A 19,815-nucleotide genomic window follows, 5' to 3' on the forward strand; every position below is an offset into this window, starting at 1 on the left:
CTTCCTGTGTGGCCTGATGACATCTACCATGCCACGCCTTGCGCGATTCGCGGAACAATAAAATGAGAGTTAAATCACAAAATCAGTTGTATGGCTGGATTGATGGTTTTATGATCGCCTGCTCACCAAACCTTTCATTTATCAGCGCGAAACCCATCTATGACAACAAGCAACGTATCACGCAAAACGGCGTGGCTACGCGTCGTTACGCTGGCGGTCGCCGCCTTTATTTTTAATACCACGGAATTTGTTCCGGTTGGTTTGCTTTCTGACATCGCCGATAGTTTTGGTATGCAAACGCCACAAGTCGGGATCATGCTGACGATTTACGCATGGGTCGTCGCGCTGATGTCGCTGCCGTTTATGCTGCTGACGAATAAGGTCGAGCGTAAGCGGTTGTTGATTTGCATTTTCGCCCTGTTTATTGCCAGCCATGTCGTTTCTTTTGCCGCCTGGAATTTCACCGTCCTGGTGATCAGCCGCATCGGTATCGCCTTTGCCCACGCAATTTTCTGGTCGATTACCGTATCACTGGCCATTCGTATGGCTCCTGCCGGTAAAAAGGCGCAGGCGATGAGCCTGATTGCCACGGGAACCGCGCTGGCGATGGTCTTAGGTTTGCCGCTCGGGCGCATGGTGGGGCAATATTTCGGCTGGCGCACTACCTTCTTAGGCATTGGCGCAATCGCCGCCCTGACACTGTTTTATGTCATTAAGCTGCTGCCAAAATTGCCAAGCGAGCATTCGGGCTCGCTGAAAAGCGTGCCTGAACTGTTCAAACGCCCGGCGCTGGTGAGCTTGTATGCGTTAGTCGCTGTGGTCGTCACCGCGCATTACACCGCCTACAGCTATATTGAACCGTTCGTGCAAAACGTTGCGGGCTTGAGCGCCAATATGGCGACTTTCCTGCTGTTAGTGTTGGGTGGTGCCGGGATTATTGGCAGCGTGATGTTCGGCAAATTGGGCAACCGACATTCATCGACACTGGTCAGCGGCTCCATCGGGCTGTTGGTTTTGTGCCTGGCATTGTTGTTACCGTCTGCGCAAAGTACCGTGAATTTAACCATTCTGTGCCTGTTCTGGGGCATCGCTATTATGGTTATCACACTCGGAATGCAGGTGAAGGTTCTGGCGCTGGCGCCGGATGCAACCGACGTCTCGATGGCCTTATTCTCGGGGATTTTCAATATCGGGATTGGCGCGGGCGCATTAGTCGGAAACCAGGTGAGCCTGCATTTTGAGATGTCCAGCATTGGCATGGTGGGAGCCGTGCCTGCCCTGGTCGCCCTGATTGGGTCAGTATTAATTTTCCGCCGCTGGCCGGTTTCTTTAGAAGAACAGCATAACCATTGATGAAATGAGGGCGACGGCAATAAACCGTCGCCCTTTTTACCGCTTAATTTGCCGGGAAATGGGTCACTATTTCCAGTATGCCGTTAATAATAAACTGCACGCCCATACAGACTAATAAAAAGCCCATCAGACGAGAAATCGCTTCAATACCGCTCTTTCCTACCAGCCGCATTATCGCCCCGGAGCTGCGTAAACTGCCCCACAGAATCAGGCCAACCAGTGCAAAAATGATTGGCGGAGCCACCAGCACAACCCAGCCCGGGAAGTTCACACCGTGTTCCACGGTTGAAGAAGAACTGATTATCATCGCAATCGTACCCGGCCCGGCCGTGCTTGGCATGGCGAGTGGGACAAAGGCGATATTGGTATCCGGCTCTTGTTCAAGCTCCTCCGCTTTGCTGTGAGCCTCTGGAGACTCATGGGCTTTTTGTTGCGGGAAAAGCATGCGGAAACCAATAAACGCAACAATTAAACCGCCAGCGATACGCAAACCAGGAATGGAGATACCAAATGTATTCATCACAACTTGCCCGGCGTAGTACGCAACCATCATGATGATGAAGACATTGATGGATGCCATCAACGAGGTTCGATCGCGCGCCTTCTTGTTCATATCTCCGGCAAGCCCGAGGAACAATGCTACTGTGGTCAACGGGTTAGCAAGCGGCAGTAATACCACTAACCCCAGCCCAATAGCCTTAACCAAATCCATCATCTGCTGTCCTTTATTTCGGTGTCTTTTTGCGCTGCTGAGTATAGCAGCCAACCTGTCCCGCGTTGGTTATCAGAATTGTATCAATGTTAAAAACTGAACCGTTTTAGCTATTCGTGTCATCACTGATTCATAACGTTGACTTATGCTTGCCTGAGCAATAATATCTGCCGTGATTAAATATACTTGCCTGGGCAACCATAGTGAAAGATAAAAACGATCTGTTCAACGAAATGATCCCCCTCGGACAACTGATCTACATGGTTAACCAGTACAAGGAGCGCCTGCTCAACGAGCATCTTTCCCCGCTGGATGTCACCTCGACCCAATTTAAAGTGCTCTGCACCATCTATCGCGAAGAATGCATTACCCCGATGGAGTTGAAGAAATCGCTTTCTGTGGACCTCGGTGCGTTAACCCGCATGTTAGACCGCCTGATTTGCAAAGGATGGGTCGCGCGTTTACCGAATCCCAACGACAAACGTGGTGTGCTGATAAGACTGACTCCGGAAGGAGCCACGCTTTGCGAGAAATGCCGCAGCCTTTTGGGGAAAAGCATGCACCAGGAACTGATAAAAAATCTGACCGCTGATGAAGTGGACACGCTTTATCAACTGTTAACAAAGGTATTACCGTAAACCTGAAAAGAGGTGAAACGATGTCCAGACGGAACAATGATTCAATAACAATACAAAGCATATTGGACTGGATTGAAGAGAACCTGGAAAACCCCCTCTCCCTTGAGAAGGTTTCACAGCGTTCTGGTTACTCGAAGTGGCACCTGCAAAGGATGTTTAAAAAAGAGACCGGTCATTCATTAGGCCAATACATCCGTAATCGAAAACTGACGGAAATCGCCCTCAAGCTAAAAGAAAGCAACGAGCCGATTCTGTACTTAGCGGAGCGCTATGGGTTTGAGTCACAACAGACACTGACCCGCACGTTCAAGAATTACTTCTCTGTGCCACCTCACAGATTCCGCGTTGCATGTTCAGGTGGCGAAGGAAAGTATATTCATCCGCTAAATCATTAAAATAGTTAACAAACGCTATGCAACCGTCTGGTTATCCAGACACCGAGGATTTATGAAACGTATTATCTCCGCTGCGAGCCTGCTTCTGATTCTGGCTTCCGCAAACGTTATGGCGGAGCAATCAGGTAATTTCAGCACCACCCAGGCTAATCACGGCAGCATGATCATTCCCCCGTCTGAAAGCCGCGCACAGAACAGCAACACGATTGGCGATAAGTCAGAATTCCTGGGTACACCGTACTACCAGGAAAATGCTAACTAATTCTCTGTTTGGCGGGCCTTCATTTTTGCCCGCCAGCTTTCTGTTTTAACTCACCACCGCCCGCCGGATCCGCAAACCAAATACGTTGATATACAACCCACCCATAATTAACGCCGCACCCGCAAGTTGTGTCGCAGACAGCGTTTCATCCAGCAACCATGCCGCACTGGCCATTCCCACCACCGGAACAAGCAGTGACAGCGGAGCCACACGCCAGGTTTCGTAGCGCCCAAGCAGGCTACCCCAAATACCGTAACCCACAATCGTTGCCACAAACGCCAGATACATCAGCGATAACACCGTCGTCATATCAATCGCAATCAGGCTTTGCCACATCAGCGCCGCGCCGTCGAGCAGCAAACTGGCGACAAAAAACGGGATGACCGGAATTAGCGCGCTCCACACCACCAAAGACATAATCGGTGGACGCTTCTCGAGCTGCATAATCTTCTTATTGAATATGTTGCCGCAGGCCCAGCTAAAGGCGGCTGCCAGCGTCAGCATAAACCCGAGCAAGGCAACGTGCTGGCCGCCAAGGCTACCTTCAATCAAAACCAGCACGCCGATAACCGCGAGCGAAATTCCCGCCAGTTGCTTGCCTTGCAGGCGTTCCCCGAACACACACGCACCGAGAATAATCGTAAAGAATGCCTGCGCCTGAAGCACCAGTGACGCAAGCCCGGCAGGCATACCGAACTTTATCGCACTAAAGAGAAACGCAAACTGGCCGAAGCTGATAGTCAGTGCGTACGCGGCCAGCAGGCGAAAAGGAATTTTAGGGCGAGCGACAAACAACAGCGCGGGGAAGGCCACCAGCAGAAAACGCAAACCGGCCAGTAACAGCGGAGGCATATTGTGCAGCCCCATTTTAATCACTACGAAATTCAGCCCCCACACCACAACCACCAGCATCGCCAGCAGCCCATCTTTGCGCGTCATACCCTGCCCCTGTTTTATTGCAATTTTGTTAAAATCTAAGGCTATACCCAAATAATGAATAGATACAGATCGCACTTTTCAGCGGCGGTACAGTGAAAAAATTAACATAAGCACAACCTATACTTTGTTGATCCTTCATGATAAATCTTGTCTTCCCCCAACAAATACATTCTAAAAAAACGATAAAATGGTTTCCCTGACGACACGCTTTTCTGGCAAGCAACTCTCCATCAGCGTTTTACTGCTCTCTTCGCTGCTCCTCACCGTGGGACGTGGTTTAACGCTGCCGTTTATGACGATTTATCTTTCCCGGCAGTACGGCATGCCGCTAAATGAAATCGGGATGGCGCTCACCATCGCCCTGACGGCAGGCGTGGTATTTAGCCTGTGGTTTGGCATTCTGGCCGATAAATTCGACAAAAAAATGTACATGCTGCTGTCGATTATTATTTTCCTCGGCGGATTTGTGGCGATCCCATTGGTCAATAATGCCGTTCTGGTGGTGGTGTTTTATTCGCTGATAAACTGCGCGTACTCGGTGTTCGCCACGGTGTTAAAAGGCTATTTTTCCGATGTGCTGGAAATTCATCAGAAGCCGAAAATCTTCTCGCTCAACTACACCTTTGCCAATATCGGCTGGACGGTTGGCCCGCCGATTGGCACGCTGGCGGTGCTTTACAGCACTAATCTGCCGTTCTGGTTATCGGCGTTAACCGCCATCATTCCGTTTATCGTGATTAGCCGCTATGTGCACAGCGTGTCGGCGAACGAAACGCAGGAAATCAACAACGTCAGGCTTTCGCCGGTGCAGATGCTCAAAGACAAGGCGTTGATGTATTTCACGCTTTCGGCATTCCTCGGTTCACTGGTGTTTGGCTCTTTCGCCGCCTGCTTATCACAGTACGCGATTGCTATCTCGGATTCGGATCTGGCGCAAAAAGTGGTTGGCGTTGTACTGCCGGTGAATGCGTTTGTGGTGGTCGTTTTCCAGTATATGGTCGGCAAACGTATTCGCCCGGACAATATCAAAAAGCTGATGGGCTACGGCACACTGTTCTTTATGGCGGGGTTAGCGGGCTTTATGATTTCGGGAGATAACCTGCTGCTGTGGGGCGTTTCTGCTGCGGTGTTTACCCTCGGCGAGCTAATCTTTGCACCGGGTGAATACATGCTGGTGGACAACATCGCCCCCGCAGGATTGAAAGCCAGCTACTTCTCAGCCCAGCAACTCGGTTGGTTAGGCGGCGCGTGCACTCCACTTTTTACCGGTTTGATTCTGACCTGGTTGCCGCCCTATATGTTGTTCGTGGCGCTGATGGCGGCAATTGGTTTGTCTTACCTGATGATTGTGAAAGGGATGGCGGTGAAACCGCAGCTGGCTTTGAACTAAATGGTGGATGACGCTTCGCTTATCCACTCTACAAACCGAATCGTAGGCCGTACAGCAGCGTCATCCGACAAAACTACTTAAGATATTTACGGTACTGAATAAACCCAGGCTTATCCGCCATTTTGTCGTATAACGCCTGGCCTGCCGCGTTGGTTTCATGAGTATGCCAGTACACGCGCCCACAGCCTTTGCTCTGCGCATGTTGATAAACGCCTTCAATCAACGCCCGTCCAACGCCTTTGCCGCGTGACTCCGGTGCGGTAAACAGATCCTCAAGATAACAATGATCCTCCGCCGACCACGTGCCCCGATGATAAATCATATGCGTAAACCCGAGCATTTTCCCCTGATCATCAAACGCACCCAGCGCAAACATGGGTTCAGATGCATCAAGCATGCGCTGCCATGTCAGATCGGTGATCTCTTCACTAAGTTGTGAATTGTAGAACGTCAGATAACCCTGCCACAGCGGCAACCATGCCGCCCGGTCATTGGCTTCAAGCGCCCTGACCTGCACCACGGTTCTGTTCTTAGCCGGGATACTGTCCTTCAGACTTTCACGAATCTGCGTCAGACCCTGCTTCTGTACTCCATCCGGCATATTCTCAGCCGACAGCCATGTTTCAAATGCCAGCTTAATCTGCGGCCATTCGCTGTCGAGAATCGAAAACCACGCGGTGTCGCGGGTGCGCTGTTTATACACCACCGCCTGGCGGAACAAGCCTTCATAACGGAACCCAAGACGGATTGCCGCATGGCGCGACGGGCCATTCAGGCTGTCACATTTCCATTCATAGCGACGATAACCCAGCTCGAAAGCATATTTCATCAACAGATAATGGGCTTCGGTCGCCTGAACCGTGCGTTGCAGCAGCGGGGTATACATCACGAACCCAACTTCCACCACGCCATTTGCCGGGTCGATACGCATTAACGACAGCGTACCCACCGCCTTGCCGCTGCTATCGACTACCGCATAATGCAGCGGATCGTTGCTCTGAGCCGCGGTTTCAATAAACTCAGAAAATTGCTGCTGCCCAATAAATGGCCCGATGCTCAGATACGTCCAGCCGCGACTATCTTTCGCGGTACTCCACGCAGCCCATAAATCTGCGGCATGCGTGTGGGACAAGGGTTCAAGGCGGCAATAGCGCCCTTCCAGTATCACCCGCTCAGGACGCGGGCAAGGTTTCCAGTTCGGAAGCGCGTTACCGATAGGTTGCTGATAGTCGTTTGTCATGCCAGTCAATTCAGGCCTCCACAGGCGCAATAACGATAAGTTACCTGAATATAAACAAGTTATGGCATAACTAACAGAACCATAATTTTTGTGATTTGGCAGGCCATGATTCAGGGCGACTTGTGCTATGAAACCTGGATAGGATGAGTCATTTCGTATCTATTTTATTACTGAATTTTATGTCGATTAGCCATCTTCCAACAAAGAGAATTCCCCATGTAACCAAGCTACAGATTATTATTAACAATGTTCTCATGGGATAATACCCTGCACTGTCGTAGACAAAAAAGCAGATAATTCCAACAACCAAAATCATACCGACTCTAAAGGGTACAATCATTAATATAAAAAATGATGGCATGACTATAAATGATATATGTATCTTAACAAACACAAGCCCAATACCTCGACTTCTGATAAAATACAAGGACTTATATAAGTCAACCGCGTTATCATGTATAACCGCGAGAAAATAACAGCAAAATAGCACCACGAATAATTTCAAAACAAATTTGATTACATCATTATTTTCTCCATGCAGCATAACATTGAGCCTCCATTTCTGTTATTGGTTTCTTTAACTCAGAGGCAGTCACTTCCCTTGTCGTTTCTTTATATTCGTATACAGGAATGGACTTCCCACTTTCGGGAGTTATCACTGGAACATAATCAATCCGCTCGTACAAGAAACGTTGACTGGCATAAAGAGCAGCCCTGAGTACAAAATAATTATCATATGAGTTACTAACATCGTCAGGATCATAGTATTTTCCTGATCCCCAGGTAATACCAGTAGATACCGTATCTGGAATATTATGATATAGCCTATAAGTATCTACCGCGAAAGGAATCTGCCCTATTGCATCAGTCCAATAGGGATAGTTATCAATTATAACCATCAAATAATTTGCACCACCTTGTTGACTCGCTTTCCAGTCCCCATCGGATTTAGGTCTGTACTGATATGCCGGTCTATCTACCTCTGCGAAAGCTACAATATCCTGCCAGCTAAAATGCTTATAAGCTGGATAAGTTTCAGGTGCATCGCTCAAATAAATCAACTCATGATAATTATCAGCCAAAGGTTCAAACCACTGCCAGGCATAGATATCATAGAGTTGCTGCGCGGTGAGGATTTCAAATCTCTCATCGGTCCCTTTCTTAAGGGCCAGTGCGAAAAGTACTTCACCCGTCGTTCTGGTGATGACTTTGCAATGTGGAATAGTACAATTTTCAATATGATTTTCGGAGGCTTGACGGGGCACGCCTTTAAACGTTAGATGGGTTTTATTATTCTCTGTAGTAAAAATATAGCTCTTACCATTTATGACATGAATTGATTCTTTCAAAATAGATCATCTCCCTGATGATATATGTCCCATTAAAAACACGGGGATGATATTACTCCAGGGAGAGATTTATACAATTTATAAACCCACGATAATTCGGGTCGGTGCTGCACTGAATAAACCGCCAGGTAAAAAGGAACGGGAGGGCTGTTACTTTTACACAATCATCCTTGTTTGAAAACCGTGCCGGGCGGCACGGCCTCAATGTTATAGATTTTTGGGGAAGTTGGCAGGCAAGTCGCTCGCAGGGCAATTGATTACGGTTTCGTTGTTTTCACCGCAATCTCGCACAAAGGTGATGGTTGCAAACTCGTCAATCACTTCGGTCGGGTAAGCAGGACCCGCATCACGATACGCTTCCATTTCGGCAATGTGCTCGTTCTGGAAACAGACGGTTTTTTCCGGGTTATTGATGACCCAGCGCGGGAAGAATATCGTCCCATGGAAAATTTTATCTTCCAGATTCACCATCAGGCTGACGTCAGTTCCTGTTGGCTCGGTCCAGGAAATTTTATACACCGCTTTGGCAACGCGTACGATATGGGCTGTCTGGTCTTTCACCCAACGATTACCCACAATCCCACTATGAATACGGTAATCCAGCGTAGTGGCATTCTTAACGTAGATTTCGTAATTCCAGCCGTTGTCATAGGTATAGACAAGGTGTTTACCCACAAAATCGCTCAAATCATGTTTATCGAAGTTGCTCATTCTCTGTCTCCATTTCATTTGATGAACTGAGTATAAACACGTGCTAATTCGATGAATAACGCTAATATCAGGATGATTACATTTAAAAATTAGATGGATTTTATCGTCATGAAAACCACACTAGAACAGTGGCAACTATTACAGGCGGTTGTGGATTGCGGGAGTTTTGCGCGGGCGGCAGAAGAGTTTAACCGGAGTCAGTCCTCGCTCAGTTATCAGCTAACCTTGATGCAAGAGCGCCTCGGCGTACCATTGCTGACGATTGTCGGGCGTAAGGCCGAACTCACGCCGCAAGGTCAACAGCTATTAGCCCAGGCTCAACCTTTACTTCAGGGTTTTATGACATTAGAAAATCGCGCCGCTGCACTCAAGCGTGGTGAACGTGCGCGGTTAGATTTAGTCGTGGATAGCATTTTCCCTAAATCATCCCTTTTTAACGCCCTGCGCCGCTTTCAGCAGGCATATCCCATGACGCAGGTGCATCTCACCGAAGTGCTGCGCAGTGAACGCCTGTCTGATTTAAAGAAACGCGAAGCAGATGTCTATTTAGTCACGCAGCCAGACGATATGGCAACGAGCGGGAACGCGCTGATGGGCATCACCTTTGTCGCGGTTGCTCATCGGGAACACCCCTTGCTGCAACTTCCCGCACCGCTCGGTCGCGATGATTTAGCACGCTATCCATTAATTGAAATTGTTGACCGCACTCAGCAGCAAATCCATAACCGCCCGTTTAGCTCCGCAGAAAGCTGGACTTTTACTACCATTGAAGCCGCCACTGAGGCCGTTGCTCACTGCGTGGGATATGGATGGCTGCCCGAGGCGCAAGTCCAGCCGTTAATCACATCCGGTGAGTTGGTGCCTTTGCCACTCGTGCAAGGCTCCCGACGCACCACGCAGCTATTCCTTCTGGTGAATGAGGACGTGGTGGACAAGGAGATTGAGTTACTCAAAACACTGTTAAGCGACGAAGCAAAGCGCTAAATCGCCACCAGGCCCCTGACCCCATTGGTCTCCATATCCGCACCCGCGCCACGCTGAATAATGGCCCCGCGCGACATCACTAAATAATTGTCGGCAAGTTCAGCGGCAAAATCATAAAACTGTTCGACCAGCAAAATGGCCATGTCGCCTTTTGCGGCGAGGCGACTAATAACCTGACCGATCTCCTTAATCACCGAAGGCTGAATACCTTCGGTCGGTTCATCCAGAATTAAGAGTTGCGGCTTGCAGGCCAGGGCGCGACCAATCGCCAGTTGCTGTTGTTGCCCGCCGGAAAGATCCCCTCCGCGACGCTGTTTCATCTCTTTTAGTACCGGGAAAAGCTGATAAATCTCTTCCGACACCTGTTTAGCCTCGCGCCCGCTAAACCGCGAAAGGCCCATCAGCAGATTTTCTTCCACCGTCAGGCGCGGGAAAATCTCCCGCCCTTGCGGCACGTAGGCAATCCCCGCTTGCACGCGCTGATGCGGTTTACGCGTGGTGATGTTGTTCTGCTGCCAGTTTACGCTGCCCGATTTCGCCGGGATCAGCCCCATCAGGCATTTGAGCAGCGTGCTTTTGCCCACGCCGTTGCGCCCCAGCAGGCAGGTGACTTCGCCGATTTTGGCTTCAAAGGAGACACCACGCAGAATATGGCTGCCGCCGTAGAATTGGTTTAGATCGTTGACTTGTAGCATCGTTCTCCTCCGCAATTGTCGGATGACGCTTCGCTTATCCGACCTACATACACGGTTTCGTAGGGTGGAAAAGCGAAGCGTCCTCCACCATGAATTTAGCGCCCCAAATAAACCTCAATCACCTGTTCATTTGCCTGCACTTCACGCAGCGAACCTTCCGCCAGCACTTGCCCCTGGTGCAACACCGTCACGTGGTCGGCAATGGTTTCGACAAATCCCATATCGTGTTCCACCACCATCAGCGAATGCTTCCCCGCCAGCCCGCGAAACAGCTCGGCGGTGTATTCCGTTTCCGCATCCGTCATACCTGCGGCGGGTTCATCGAGCAGCAGCAAATGAGGTTCCTGCACCAGCAACATGCCGATTTCAAGAAACTGCTTTTGCCCGTGTGAAAGCAACCCCGCTTGACGATTTCGTTCCGCGCCGAGGCGCAAAGTCGCCAGCATTTCGTCGATGCGGTCACGCTGTTCAGAATTGAGTTTTGCCCGCAAGCTCGCCCAGACTGATTTATCGGCTTTCTGGGCAATTTCCAGGTTCTCAAACACCGTCAGCGCTTCAAACACCGTCGGTTTCTGGAATTTGCGACCAATGCCGCATTTGGCAATATCCGCAGGTTCTAAACGCATTAAATCGGTGGATTGATCGTAAAACGCCCTGCCGCTTTGCGGTTTAGTTTTCCCGGTAATCACATCCATTAGCGTGGTTTTCCCGGCTCCATTTGGGCCAATCACGCAGCGCAACTCGCCCACGCCAATATTGAGCGACAAGTCAGCCAGCGCTTTGAAACCGTCAAAACTGACATTGATATTCTCCAGCATCAGCACCGGGTCGGTCTGGTCGCGGAAGCGATCAGCCTCATGCTGACGGGTAAAGAGCGGTTCGCCGGGTTGCATTATTTCTCTCCTTTACGCAGCAGGCCAATCACGCCACGCGGTAAAAACAGCGTCACAACGATGAAAATCAGGCCGAGGAACAGTTGCCAGTATTCCGGCACCGCCATGGTGAAATAGCTTTTTGCACCGTTCACCAGGCCAGCACCCAGGATCGGGCCGATCAATGTGCCGCGCCCACCGAGTGCCACCCAAATTGCCGCTTCAATGGAATTGGTCGGCGACATTTCTCCAGGGTTAATAATCCCCACCTGTGGGACATACAGCGCCCCCGCCAGCCCGCACAAAACGGCGGATAACGTCCAGACCAGCAGCTTAAATCCCTTCGGGTCATAGCCGCAGAACACCAGGCGGTTTTCTGCATCACGCACCGCCGTCAACACGCGGCCAAACTTGCTACGCGCCAGAGCAAAACCTATCCCCAGGCTTGCCATCAGGAGCAAAACGGTAGCACTAAACAGCCCGATGCGTGTGCCTGTTGCGGTGATCGGCATACCTAAAATCGTGGTGAAACCGGTAAAACCATTGTTGCCGCCAAAGCCGGTTTCATTGCGAAAGAACAGCAGCATGCCCGCGTAGGTCAGCGCCTGGGTCATAATCGAAAAATAGACCCCTTTGATTTTTGAGCGGAATGCAAAAAAGCCAAACACCAGCGCGAGCAGCCCCGGCACCAGCACAATCAGCGCCAATGCCCAGGCAAAATGTTCAGTGCCCCACCAGAACCATGGCAACTCATCCCAGGATAAAAACGACATAAAAGCAGGAAGCCCGTCACCAGCGGCCTGGCGCATCAGATACATGCCCATCGCGTAACCGCCGAGGGCGAAGAAAATGCCGTGCCCGAGTGACAGTAGCCCGGCATATCCCCACACCAAATCCAGCGCCACAGCGACAATCGCGTAGCAGAGAATTTTGCCGACCAATGTGAGCGTATAAGTGGACAGATTCAGCGGGTGGCTGGCTGGCAACAGCGTGAGAAACGGCAATGTCAGCATCAGCAACACAATCAGAGAACCCAGCGCCATAGAGAGGCGCGGCGCTTTGCGGGTGAGCGTTAATGTTAGCGGCTGGCTCATCAGTCAATCACCCTCCCTTTCAGAGCGAACAGGCCTTGCGGGCGTTTTTGAATAAACAGAATAATCAGCACAAGGATGAGAATTTTGCCCAGCACCGCACCAATTTGCGGCTCCAGTATTTTGTTAAAGATACCCAGCCCGAAGGCAGCAGCCACGGTTCCCGCCAGTTGCCCAACCCCGCCGAGCACCACCACCAGGAAGGAGTCGATGATGTAGCCTTGTCCCAATTCCGGGCCGACGTTGCCGAGCTGCGAAAGCGCCACACCGCCAAGCCCGGCAATGCCAGAACCAAGGCCAAACGCCAGCATATCCACGCGCCCGGTTGGCACTCCGCAGCAGGCGGCCATGGCGCGGTTTTGCGTCACGGCTCGCACATTCATGCCAAGACGCGTTTTGTTCAGTAGCAGCCAGGTAAACAGCAGCACCAGCATCACAAAACCGATTACCACGAGGCGGTTCCACGGCAGAATCAGGTTCGGCAACACCTGCACGCCACCCGACAGCCAGGCCGGGTTAGCGACTTCCATGTTTTGTGCGCCAAACACCATACGCACAATTTGAATCAGCATCAGGCTGATGCCCCAGGTCGCCAGCAGCGTTTCGAGCGGGCGACCATACAGATGACGAATAATCGTACGCTCCAGCGCCATGCCGATTCCGGCAGTAATGGCAAACGCCACGGGCAGCGCTACTATCGGGTAAAACGTCAGCAATGCCGGGGCGTAGTGCTGGAAAGCGCTCTGCACCAGCCAGGCGGAATACGCGCCGAGCATCAGCATTTCGCCATGTGCCATATTAATCACGCCGAGCAAACCGTAGGTAATCGCCAGCCCGAGTGCCGCTAACAGCAAAATGGACCCCAGCGACAACCCCATAAACGCCTGGCCGAGAATGTCGCCCAGCATTAAACGATGCTGAATTTTTTGCAGGCCTTCCGCTGCGGCTTTGCGCACTGGCTCGTTAGATTCGATTTGCGGATCGGTAAGCGGTTTGAGCAACGCCTGGGTATCAGGGTCCGAGGAATGGCTGAGTAACTCCACCGCGTTCAGACGCACTTTTGCGTCGGTGCTGGCGAGTTGCAGTTGTGCCAGTACGCCTTCAAGCGCATGGCGGACATTTTCATCAGGTTCAGCTTTTAGCCGTTGTTGCACAAGCGGCAGCAAATCAGGCTGTACGTCGCGTTGCAGCGCTTTTGCCGCTTGCAAACGCTCAGTGACGTTGTCACTTATCAGGCGATGACTGGCGAGCGCGCTGCCCGCAAGAATGCGTAAGCGGTTAGTCAGGCGCACTTTTTTATCGTTAATGACCAGATTTTCTTGCACCAGAGCGTTGAGTAACGGTAAACGTCTTGCGTCCGGTGCCGCCGCCCAGGTTTGCAGCATTTTCGCCTGTTGCGCGCGGTTCGCCGCGGCAAAATCCTCAGCATCTCCGGCATGAGCGAAACACGGCAGCAGCCAGGTTACGATTAACAGGCAGCGAAATAGTTTCATGATGGCTCCTGGATTTATGGTGGATGACGCTGCGCTTATCCACCCTACAAAGGCTTTTGTAGGTCGGGTAAGCGTTAGCGTCACCCGACACTGTTTTTGCTTTAGTTACTCGCCATTTTCACAGGCTCGTCAGATTTCTTATCGTTGCCGGTAATGAACGGACTCCACGGCTGGGCGCGTACCGGAGCATCGGTCTGCCACACCACGTTGAACTGGCCGTTCCCTTCGATTTCACCAATCATCACCGGCTTATGCAGATGGTGGTTGGTGGCGTCCATGGTGAGCGTAAAGCCAGACGGTGCCTTGTAGGTTTGCCCCGCCATTGCCGCGCGAACTTTGTCCACATCTGTAGTCCCCGCTTTCTCAACCGCCTGCGCCCACATATGGATACCGACGTACGTCGCTTCCATCGGGTCGTTGGTCACAACCGTGTCGGCATTCGGCAGTTTGTGGGCTTTGGCATACGCTTTCCATTCGGCGACAAACGCTTTGTTGGTCGGGTTATCCACGGACTCGAAGTAGTTCCACGCCGCCAGATTGCCCACTAACGGTTTGGTGTCGATACCGCGCAACTCTTCTTCGCCGACCGAGAACGCCACCACCGGAACATCGGTCGCTTTCAGGCCCTGGTTTGCCAGTTCTTTGTAGAACGGCACGTTGGAGTCACCATTAATGGTGGAGATAACGGCGGTTTTGCCGCCTGCGGAGAACTTCTTGATATTGGAAACAATGGTCTGGTAATCGCTGTAACCAAACGGCGTATACACCTCTTCGATGTCTTTATCCTGCACGCCTTTGGAATGCAGGAACGCGCGCAGGATTTTGTTGGTGGTGCGCGGATAAACGTAATCCGTGCCCAGCAGGAAGTAGCGTTTCGCCGCCCCGCCGTCCTCGCTCATCAGGTATTCCACCGCCGGAATCGCCTGCTGATTCGGTGCCGCACCGGTATAGAACACGTTTGGCGACATCTCTTCGCCTTCATACTGCACCGGGTAGAACAGCAATCCGTTCAGCTCTTCAAACACTGGCAACACCGACTTACGTGAGACCGATGTCCAACAGCCGAACACCACTGCCGCTTTGTCCTGGCTCAGTAACTGGCGGGCTTTTTCAGCGAACAACGGCCAGTTTGAGGCTGGATCAACCACCACCGGTTCGAGTTGTTTGCCCAGTACGCCGCCTTTGGCGTTGATGTCCGCGATGGTCATCAGCGCCACATCTTTGAGCGGCGTTTCAGAAATCGCCATCGTGCCGGAAAGCGAATGCATGATGCCCACTTTGATGGTGTCGGCGGCCTGAGCGCTAAAGGCCAAACCCATGCTGATAACGGACGCTGAGAGCGCAAAGGCTTTAATAAAGGTGCGACGCTGCATAATGTTTCACTCCAAAAGTATTAAGGTAAAACCCCATGCTTCGCCTGATGAAGCATATGGAGAGTAATTTGACGAACCTCTTTCTGACTTGCGGCTATATGGTCGTGTAAGCGGGTTTGCGCCTCCTGAAGTTGACGGTTCAAAATGGCGAGCAAAATCTGCCCATGCTCGAGATAAGTCGCACTAACGCGAGGCCGTTGGGTAAAATCCAGCCGCCGCACAATGCGAATTTTTTCAGTAATTTCCCGGTGAACTCGCGCCATTTCCGGGTTTCCCGCCGCTTCTACCAGCGTCATGTGGAAAACCTCGTCGTGGCTGGCGACTTCCCCGCCATCGGGTAGCTGTGCGGAATCCATCCAGAACTGCTTGAGCGCCTGTAACGGTAGCGGGCGCACTTCGGCGGGTAACGCACACAGCCGTTTCACCGCCTCAAGCTCCAGCACAATGCGCAGATCGTAGAGCGACTCGAGATAGTCGAAGTCCACCGCTTTTATCTGCCAACCGCTGCGCGGCTGCACCTCGACATATCCTTCTTGTTCAAGGGCATACAACGCCTGACGCACCGGAGTTCGGCTGGCAGCCATGCGTAGCGCGATATCGTTTTCGCTAAAGCGATCGCCCGGCAGAAGCTGGAAATCGAAGATTTCCTGTTTCAGTAAGCGGTAGATACGCTCGGCAACGCCCTCGGGTTTCTTATTCACACCGCCTCCAGCCACAACAACGCATCACCCGGTCCCACCGGGCGGCCCTGCTGGCAACTGATGCGGATAACCGTTCCATCGCATGGTGCACTCACCATCAGTTCCATCTTCATGGCTTCCACCACAATCAACGGATCGCCCTGCTTCACGCTCTGGCCTGGTTCGACGAGGATCTTCCAGATATTGCCATTCAGATCCGCGCTCACTAACTGACCTTCTTGAGAGTCTTCCACCGCTTGTTCCACGGACATCGCGCTGGCAACGGCGGCCGTTTCCTGCTCTTTCCAGTTCGCCACCTCCCGCTTAAAGGCCAACTGCTGGCGGCGGCGGAAATCCGTAATGTCATCGGCGTTATCGTTCAAAAACGCGTTATAAGCGGCGAAATCAAAATCAACGTCTTCGACGCGAACCTGGGCGCGTCCTTCGCGGAATGCGCTGCGCAATTCAGTCAACTCGTCTTCAGAAACCGGGTAGAAACGCACCTGGTCGAAGAACTTCAGCAGCCACGGCTCGTCGCCAAATTGTTCGTTTTTGAGGAATTTGTTCCAGATGGGCAGCGTGCGCCCGACCAGTTGGTATCCGCCCGGCGAATCCATGCCGTAGATGCACATATACATGCCGCCAATACCGACAGTGCCCTCGGCAGTCCAGGTACGGGCCGGGTTGTATTTCGAGCTAAGTAAGCGATGGCGCGGATCTAACGGCACAGCGCAAGGTGCGCCGAGATAGACATCCCCCAGGCCGAGAATCAGGTAGCTGGCATCAAACAGGATCTGTTTCACTTCGTCGCGGTGCGCCAACCCATTGGTGCGCTGAATAAAATCAACGTTGTTGGGCAGCCACGGCGCATCGGCGCGCACGGTTTCTTTGTAACGTTCCACCGCCGCAAGCGTGGCGCTGTCTTCAAAAGCCATCGGCAAATGGACAATGCGCGACGGGATTTTGAGTTTCGTGACATCGCCGAGCTGTTTCTCCAGCCCGAGCAGTAACGTCAGCAGTTGCGACTGGGAAATATGCTGGCTGTCATAACGCACCTGAAGTGAACGCACGCCGGGGGAAAGCTCTTCAACACCGGAAACGCCAGCCTGTTTAATGGCTTTCATCAGCAGGTAAATTCGCAGGCGCAATGCCAAATCCAGCACGTTGTCGCCGTATTCAATCAGCACATAGTTATCGCCCGCCTGGCGGTAAACCACCGCAGGCAACCCTTGTTGTGCGTCCAGTTCTGCGAGGATTGCCGCACTCGACGTGGTAGTCGGTGTAATCGACGGGTGCAAATCTGGCAGATTGAGCACATGCAGCAAATTAGTCACCGCCACGTCCTGGGCGATTTCCAGCGACTGAGCGTGTTCAAAGGTGATCGCATGGAAGCGAATACGATCGCCCGGCTTCACCTGCCCGACTTTCCACAGCTCCGCTTTCGCGATAGTCACCGGGCAAACAAACCCGCCGAGGCTTGGGCCGTCACGCGTCAAAATCACCGGGAAATCTCCGGTAAAGTTCACCGCGCCAATCGCATATTCGCAGTCATGAACATTGGAAGGATGCAGGCCCGCTTCGCCACCGTCAGCCCGCGTCCACTCCGGTTTCGGGCCAACTAACCGCACGCCGAGGCGGTTGGAGTTGTAGTGAACCTGCCACTCGGACTCAAAAAACGTTTGCATCGATTCCGGCGTGAAGAAATCCGGCGCGCCGTGTGGCCCGTACAACACGCCGATTTCCCACACATCGCTGTACTGCGGAATAACCGCCGGTTCCGGCGTTTGCGGCAGTGAAATCGGTGCAGGCGTGGTGCAGGCTGGCAAGCACGGCTGGGAAATCGCCAGCACATCCGCCACGCGCAAAGTGCGCCCGGCGTGTCCGCCAAACTGCCCGAGGGCAAACGTCGAACGGCTCCCGAGATACACCGGCACATCAATACCGTTACGCACCGCCAGATAGGTGCGGCAGCCTGAAGTCGCACGCCCCAGTTTTAGCGTTTGCCCCGCTTTCACAATTACCGGCTGCCAGTAAGGAACCGCTTCATCATCAAGCGTGGCCGGGCAATCAGCGCCGGTTAAAGCAATGGTCGCAGCGCTGTGGAAACGCAGGGTTGGCCCTTGCAGAGTAAATTCCAGCCCGGCGGCTGACGGATGGTTGCCGACAATGCGATTTGCGAGGCGAAACGCAAAATCGTCCATCGGGCCGGACGGCGGCACGCCGATATCCCAATAACCGAGGCGACCAGGGCTATCCTGCACGCTACTCCAGGTGCCGGGTTCCAGCACTTCAATGGCGTGAGCCTGATAAACCACGCAATCCAGCAGGCGCGTCCACATCATTCCGGCTTTAAATTCAGCCAGTTGGACGATTTGGCGCAGGTAATCGAGATTAGTCGCAATACCGTGTAAACGCGTGGCGGCCAACGCGGTGTTCAGTTTACTTAACGCCTGCTGGCGATCGTCGCCATACACGATCACTTTGGCGATCATCGGATCGTAGAACGCGCTCACCTCGCTGCCGGTGCTGACCCAACCATCGACGCGAACATCTTCCGGGAAGAAAACGTCGGTCAACACGCCAGGGCTTGGCTGGAAGTTTTTCAGCACGTCTTCGGCATAAATTCGCACTTCAATGGCGGCACCTTTGGGTGGCTGTGCTAAACGCTGCCAGTCGAGCGTGACGCCCGCGGCCACATTAATCATGCATTCGATAAGATCCAGACCCGTGACCATTTCAGTCACCGGGTGCTCGACCTGCAAACGGGTGTTCACTTCGAGGAAATAGAACGCATCGCGGGCGGCGTCGTAGATAAATTCCACGGTGCCTGCGCTGCGGTAATTAACCGATTCGCCGAGTGCAACGGCTGCGGCGTGAATCGCTTCACGCGTGGCTTGCGGCAGATTCGGCGCGGGGGTTTCTTCCACCACTTTCTGATTGCGGCGTTGCAATGAACAGTCACGCTCGCCCAGCGCCACCACTTTGCCTTTGCCATCGCCAAAAATTTGCACTTCAAGATGACGCGCACGGTCGACAAAACGCTCGATAAACACGCCATCGTCGCTGAAAAACTGCTGACCCATGCGTTTCACGCTTGACCAGGCTTCTATCAGATTCGCTTCATCATCACAGCGAGTCAGCCCAATCCCGCCGCCGCCCGCCGTGGTTTTTAGCATCACCGGATAGCCAATTTCAGCCGCTGCCAGTTGCGCTTCCTGGAGGGTTAACAGCAAACCGGTTCCTGGCGTCATCGGCACATCGGCTTTAAACGCCAGGTCACGAGCGCAATGTTTCAGCCCAAAGTCACGGATTTGTTCCGCGGTGGGACCGATAAAAACAAGGCCGTTTTCGGCGCACGCCTGGGCAAATTCAGCCCGTTCGGACAAAAAACCGTAGCCAGGGAATATCGCCTGTGCGCCGCTTTGTTTGGCTGCCGCGATGATTTTCCCGATATCGAGGTAACTGTCCGCTGCTTTTTCGCCACCCAGTGCAATCGCCACATCGGCGTCCATCACATGCTGTGCATTGGCATCGGGTTCGGAGTACACCGCCACGCTGGCGATACCCATTTTCTTAAGTGTTTTAATGGCGCGAACAGCAATTTCACCGCGGTTTGCTATCAATACTGAGCTAAACAT

General features: G+C 52.5%; 18 protein-coding genes. 6 read left to right on the forward strand and 12 right to left on the reverse strand.

The genetic code is table 11. From position 1 onward, the window contains the following. Window positions 1-159: 159 nt before the first annotated feature. Window positions 160-1,353, forward strand: a complete 1,194-nt coding sequence (locus DY231_RS12380; RefSeq protein WP_115628652.1) for a sugar transporter — start codon at window positions 160-162, stop codon at window positions 1,351-1,353. Window positions 1,354-1,396: 43 nt separating this feature from the next. Here the strand turns inward: DY231_RS12380 and DY231_RS12385 are convergent, their stop codons facing one another. Then, the gene (locus tag DY231_RS12385) at window positions 1,397-2,068 is read right to left on the reverse strand and encodes a MarC family NAAT transporter (RefSeq protein WP_115628654.1); all 672 of its coding nucleotides are present in this window, start codon (window positions 2,066-2,068) and stop codon (window positions 1,397-1,399) included. A 200-nt stretch (window positions 2,069-2,268) separates the two neighbouring features. Here DY231_RS12385 and marR point away from each other — a divergent pair, with 200 nt between their 5' ends. Genes marR through marB form a run of 3 tightly spaced genes read left to right on the forward strand, consistent with a single transcriptional unit; the run spans window position 2,269 to window position 3,360 of the window. Next, window positions 2,269-2,703, forward strand: a complete 435-nt coding sequence (gene marR / locus DY231_RS12390) for a multiple antibiotic resistance transcriptional regulator MarR (RefSeq protein WP_034495310.1) — start codon at window positions 2,269-2,271, stop codon at window positions 2,701-2,703. 20 nt (window positions 2,704-2,723) lie between these two features. After that, window positions 2,724-3,098 (forward strand): MDR efflux pump AcrAB transcriptional activator MarA, encoded by a 375-nt coding sequence (gene marA / locus DY231_RS12395; RefSeq protein ID WP_034495308.1) that lies wholly within the window; start codon window positions 2,724-2,726, stop codon window positions 3,096-3,098. Window positions 3,099-3,150: 52 nt separating this feature from the next. Next, on the forward strand, window positions 3,151-3,360 hold the full coding sequence (gene marB, locus DY231_RS12400; RefSeq protein WP_115628656.1) for a multiple antibiotic resistance regulatory protein MarB: 210 nt from the start codon (window positions 3,151-3,153) through the stop codon (window positions 3,358-3,360). Between the two features lie 45 nt (window positions 3,361-3,405). Here the strand turns inward: marB and eamA are convergent, their stop codons facing one another. Next, window positions 3,406-4,299, reverse strand: coding sequence for an O-acetylserine/cysteine exporter (eamA, locus tag DY231_RS12405; RefSeq protein WP_115628658.1), 894 nt, complete (start codon window positions 4,297-4,299; stop codon window positions 3,406-3,408). A gap of 187 nt (window positions 4,300-4,486) precedes the next feature. On the opposite strand from eamA, the gene ydeE reads away from it, so the two are divergent. Beyond that, window positions 4,487-5,689 (forward strand): efflux MFS transporter YdeE, encoded by a 1,203-nt coding sequence (gene ydeE, locus DY231_RS12410; RefSeq protein WP_115628660.1) that lies wholly within the window; start codon window positions 4,487-4,489, stop codon window positions 5,687-5,689. 73 nt (window positions 5,690-5,762) lie between these two features. Here ydeE and DY231_RS12415 read toward each other — a convergent pair whose 3' ends face one another. From DY231_RS12415 to DY231_RS12430, 3 genes are all read right to left on the reverse strand, one after another. Beyond that, window positions 5,763-6,929, reverse strand: a complete 1,167-nt coding sequence (locus tag DY231_RS12415; RefSeq protein WP_218568341.1) for a GNAT family N-acetyltransferase — start codon at window positions 6,927-6,929, stop codon at window positions 5,763-5,765. A gap of 524 nt (window positions 6,930-7,453) precedes the next feature. After that, window positions 7,454-8,278, reverse strand: coding sequence for a hypothetical protein (locus tag DY231_RS12425; protein WP_115628666.1), 825 nt, complete (start codon window positions 8,276-8,278; stop codon window positions 7,454-7,456). A gap of 207 nt (window positions 8,279-8,485) precedes the next feature. Beyond that, on the reverse strand, window positions 8,486-8,989 hold the full coding sequence (locus DY231_RS12430; protein ID WP_115628668.1) for a phenolic acid decarboxylase: 504 nt from the start codon (window positions 8,987-8,989) through the stop codon (window positions 8,486-8,488). Window positions 8,990-9,097: 108 nt separating this feature from the next. Here DY231_RS12430 and DY231_RS12435 point away from each other — a divergent pair, with 108 nt between their 5' ends. Further along, window positions 9,098-9,973, forward strand: a complete 876-nt coding sequence (locus tag DY231_RS12435; RefSeq protein WP_256682664.1) for a LysR family transcriptional regulator — start codon at window positions 9,098-9,100, stop codon at window positions 9,971-9,973. Here the strand turns inward: DY231_RS12435 and urtE are convergent. The 7 genes from urtE to uca form a co-directional block, all read right to left on the reverse strand. Then, window positions 9,970-10,668, reverse strand: a complete 699-nt coding sequence (urtE, locus tag DY231_RS12440; protein ID WP_115628672.1) for an urea ABC transporter ATP-binding subunit UrtE — start codon at window positions 10,666-10,668, stop codon at window positions 9,970-9,972. The genes DY231_RS12435 and urtE overlap by 4 nt on opposite strands. A gap of 95 nt (window positions 10,669-10,763) precedes the next feature. Continuing rightward, complete coding sequence (gene urtD / locus DY231_RS12445) at window positions 10,764-11,561, reverse strand: urea ABC transporter ATP-binding protein UrtD (RefSeq protein WP_115628674.1); 798 nt, start codon at window positions 11,559-11,561, stop codon at window positions 10,764-10,766. Further along, complete coding sequence (urtC, locus tag DY231_RS12450) at window positions 11,561-12,634, reverse strand: urea ABC transporter permease subunit UrtC (RefSeq protein WP_115628676.1); 1,074 nt, start codon at window positions 12,632-12,634, stop codon at window positions 11,561-11,563. Before urtC ends, urtD begins: the two co-directional genes overlap by 1 nt. Next, complete coding sequence (urtB, locus tag DY231_RS12455) at window positions 12,634-14,124, reverse strand: urea ABC transporter permease subunit UrtB (protein ID WP_115628678.1); 1,491 nt, start codon at window positions 14,122-14,124, stop codon at window positions 12,634-12,636. Before urtB ends, urtC begins: the two co-directional genes overlap by 1 nt. 101 nt (window positions 14,125-14,225) lie before the next feature. Continuing rightward, on the reverse strand, window positions 14,226-15,497 hold the full coding sequence (urtA, locus tag DY231_RS12460; protein ID WP_034495292.1) for an urea ABC transporter substrate-binding protein: 1,272 nt from the start codon (window positions 15,495-15,497) through the stop codon (window positions 14,226-14,228). 20 nt (window positions 15,498-15,517) lie between these two features. Continuing rightward, the gene (locus DY231_RS12465; protein WP_115628680.1) at window positions 15,518-16,198 is read right to left on the reverse strand and encodes a GntR family transcriptional regulator; all 681 of its coding nucleotides are present in this window, start codon (window positions 16,196-16,198) and stop codon (window positions 15,518-15,520) included. After that, entirely contained in the window at window positions 16,195-19,815 is a 3,621-nt protein-coding gene (gene uca, locus DY231_RS12470; RefSeq protein ID WP_115628682.1) for an urea carboxylase, read from the reverse strand. Before uca ends, DY231_RS12465 begins: the two co-directional genes overlap by 4 nt.

It is taken from the genome of Buttiauxella agrestis (assembly GCF_900446255.1).
GTDB classification, from domain to species: Bacteria; Pseudomonadota; Gammaproteobacteria; order Enterobacterales; family Enterobacteriaceae; genus Buttiauxella; species Buttiauxella agrestis.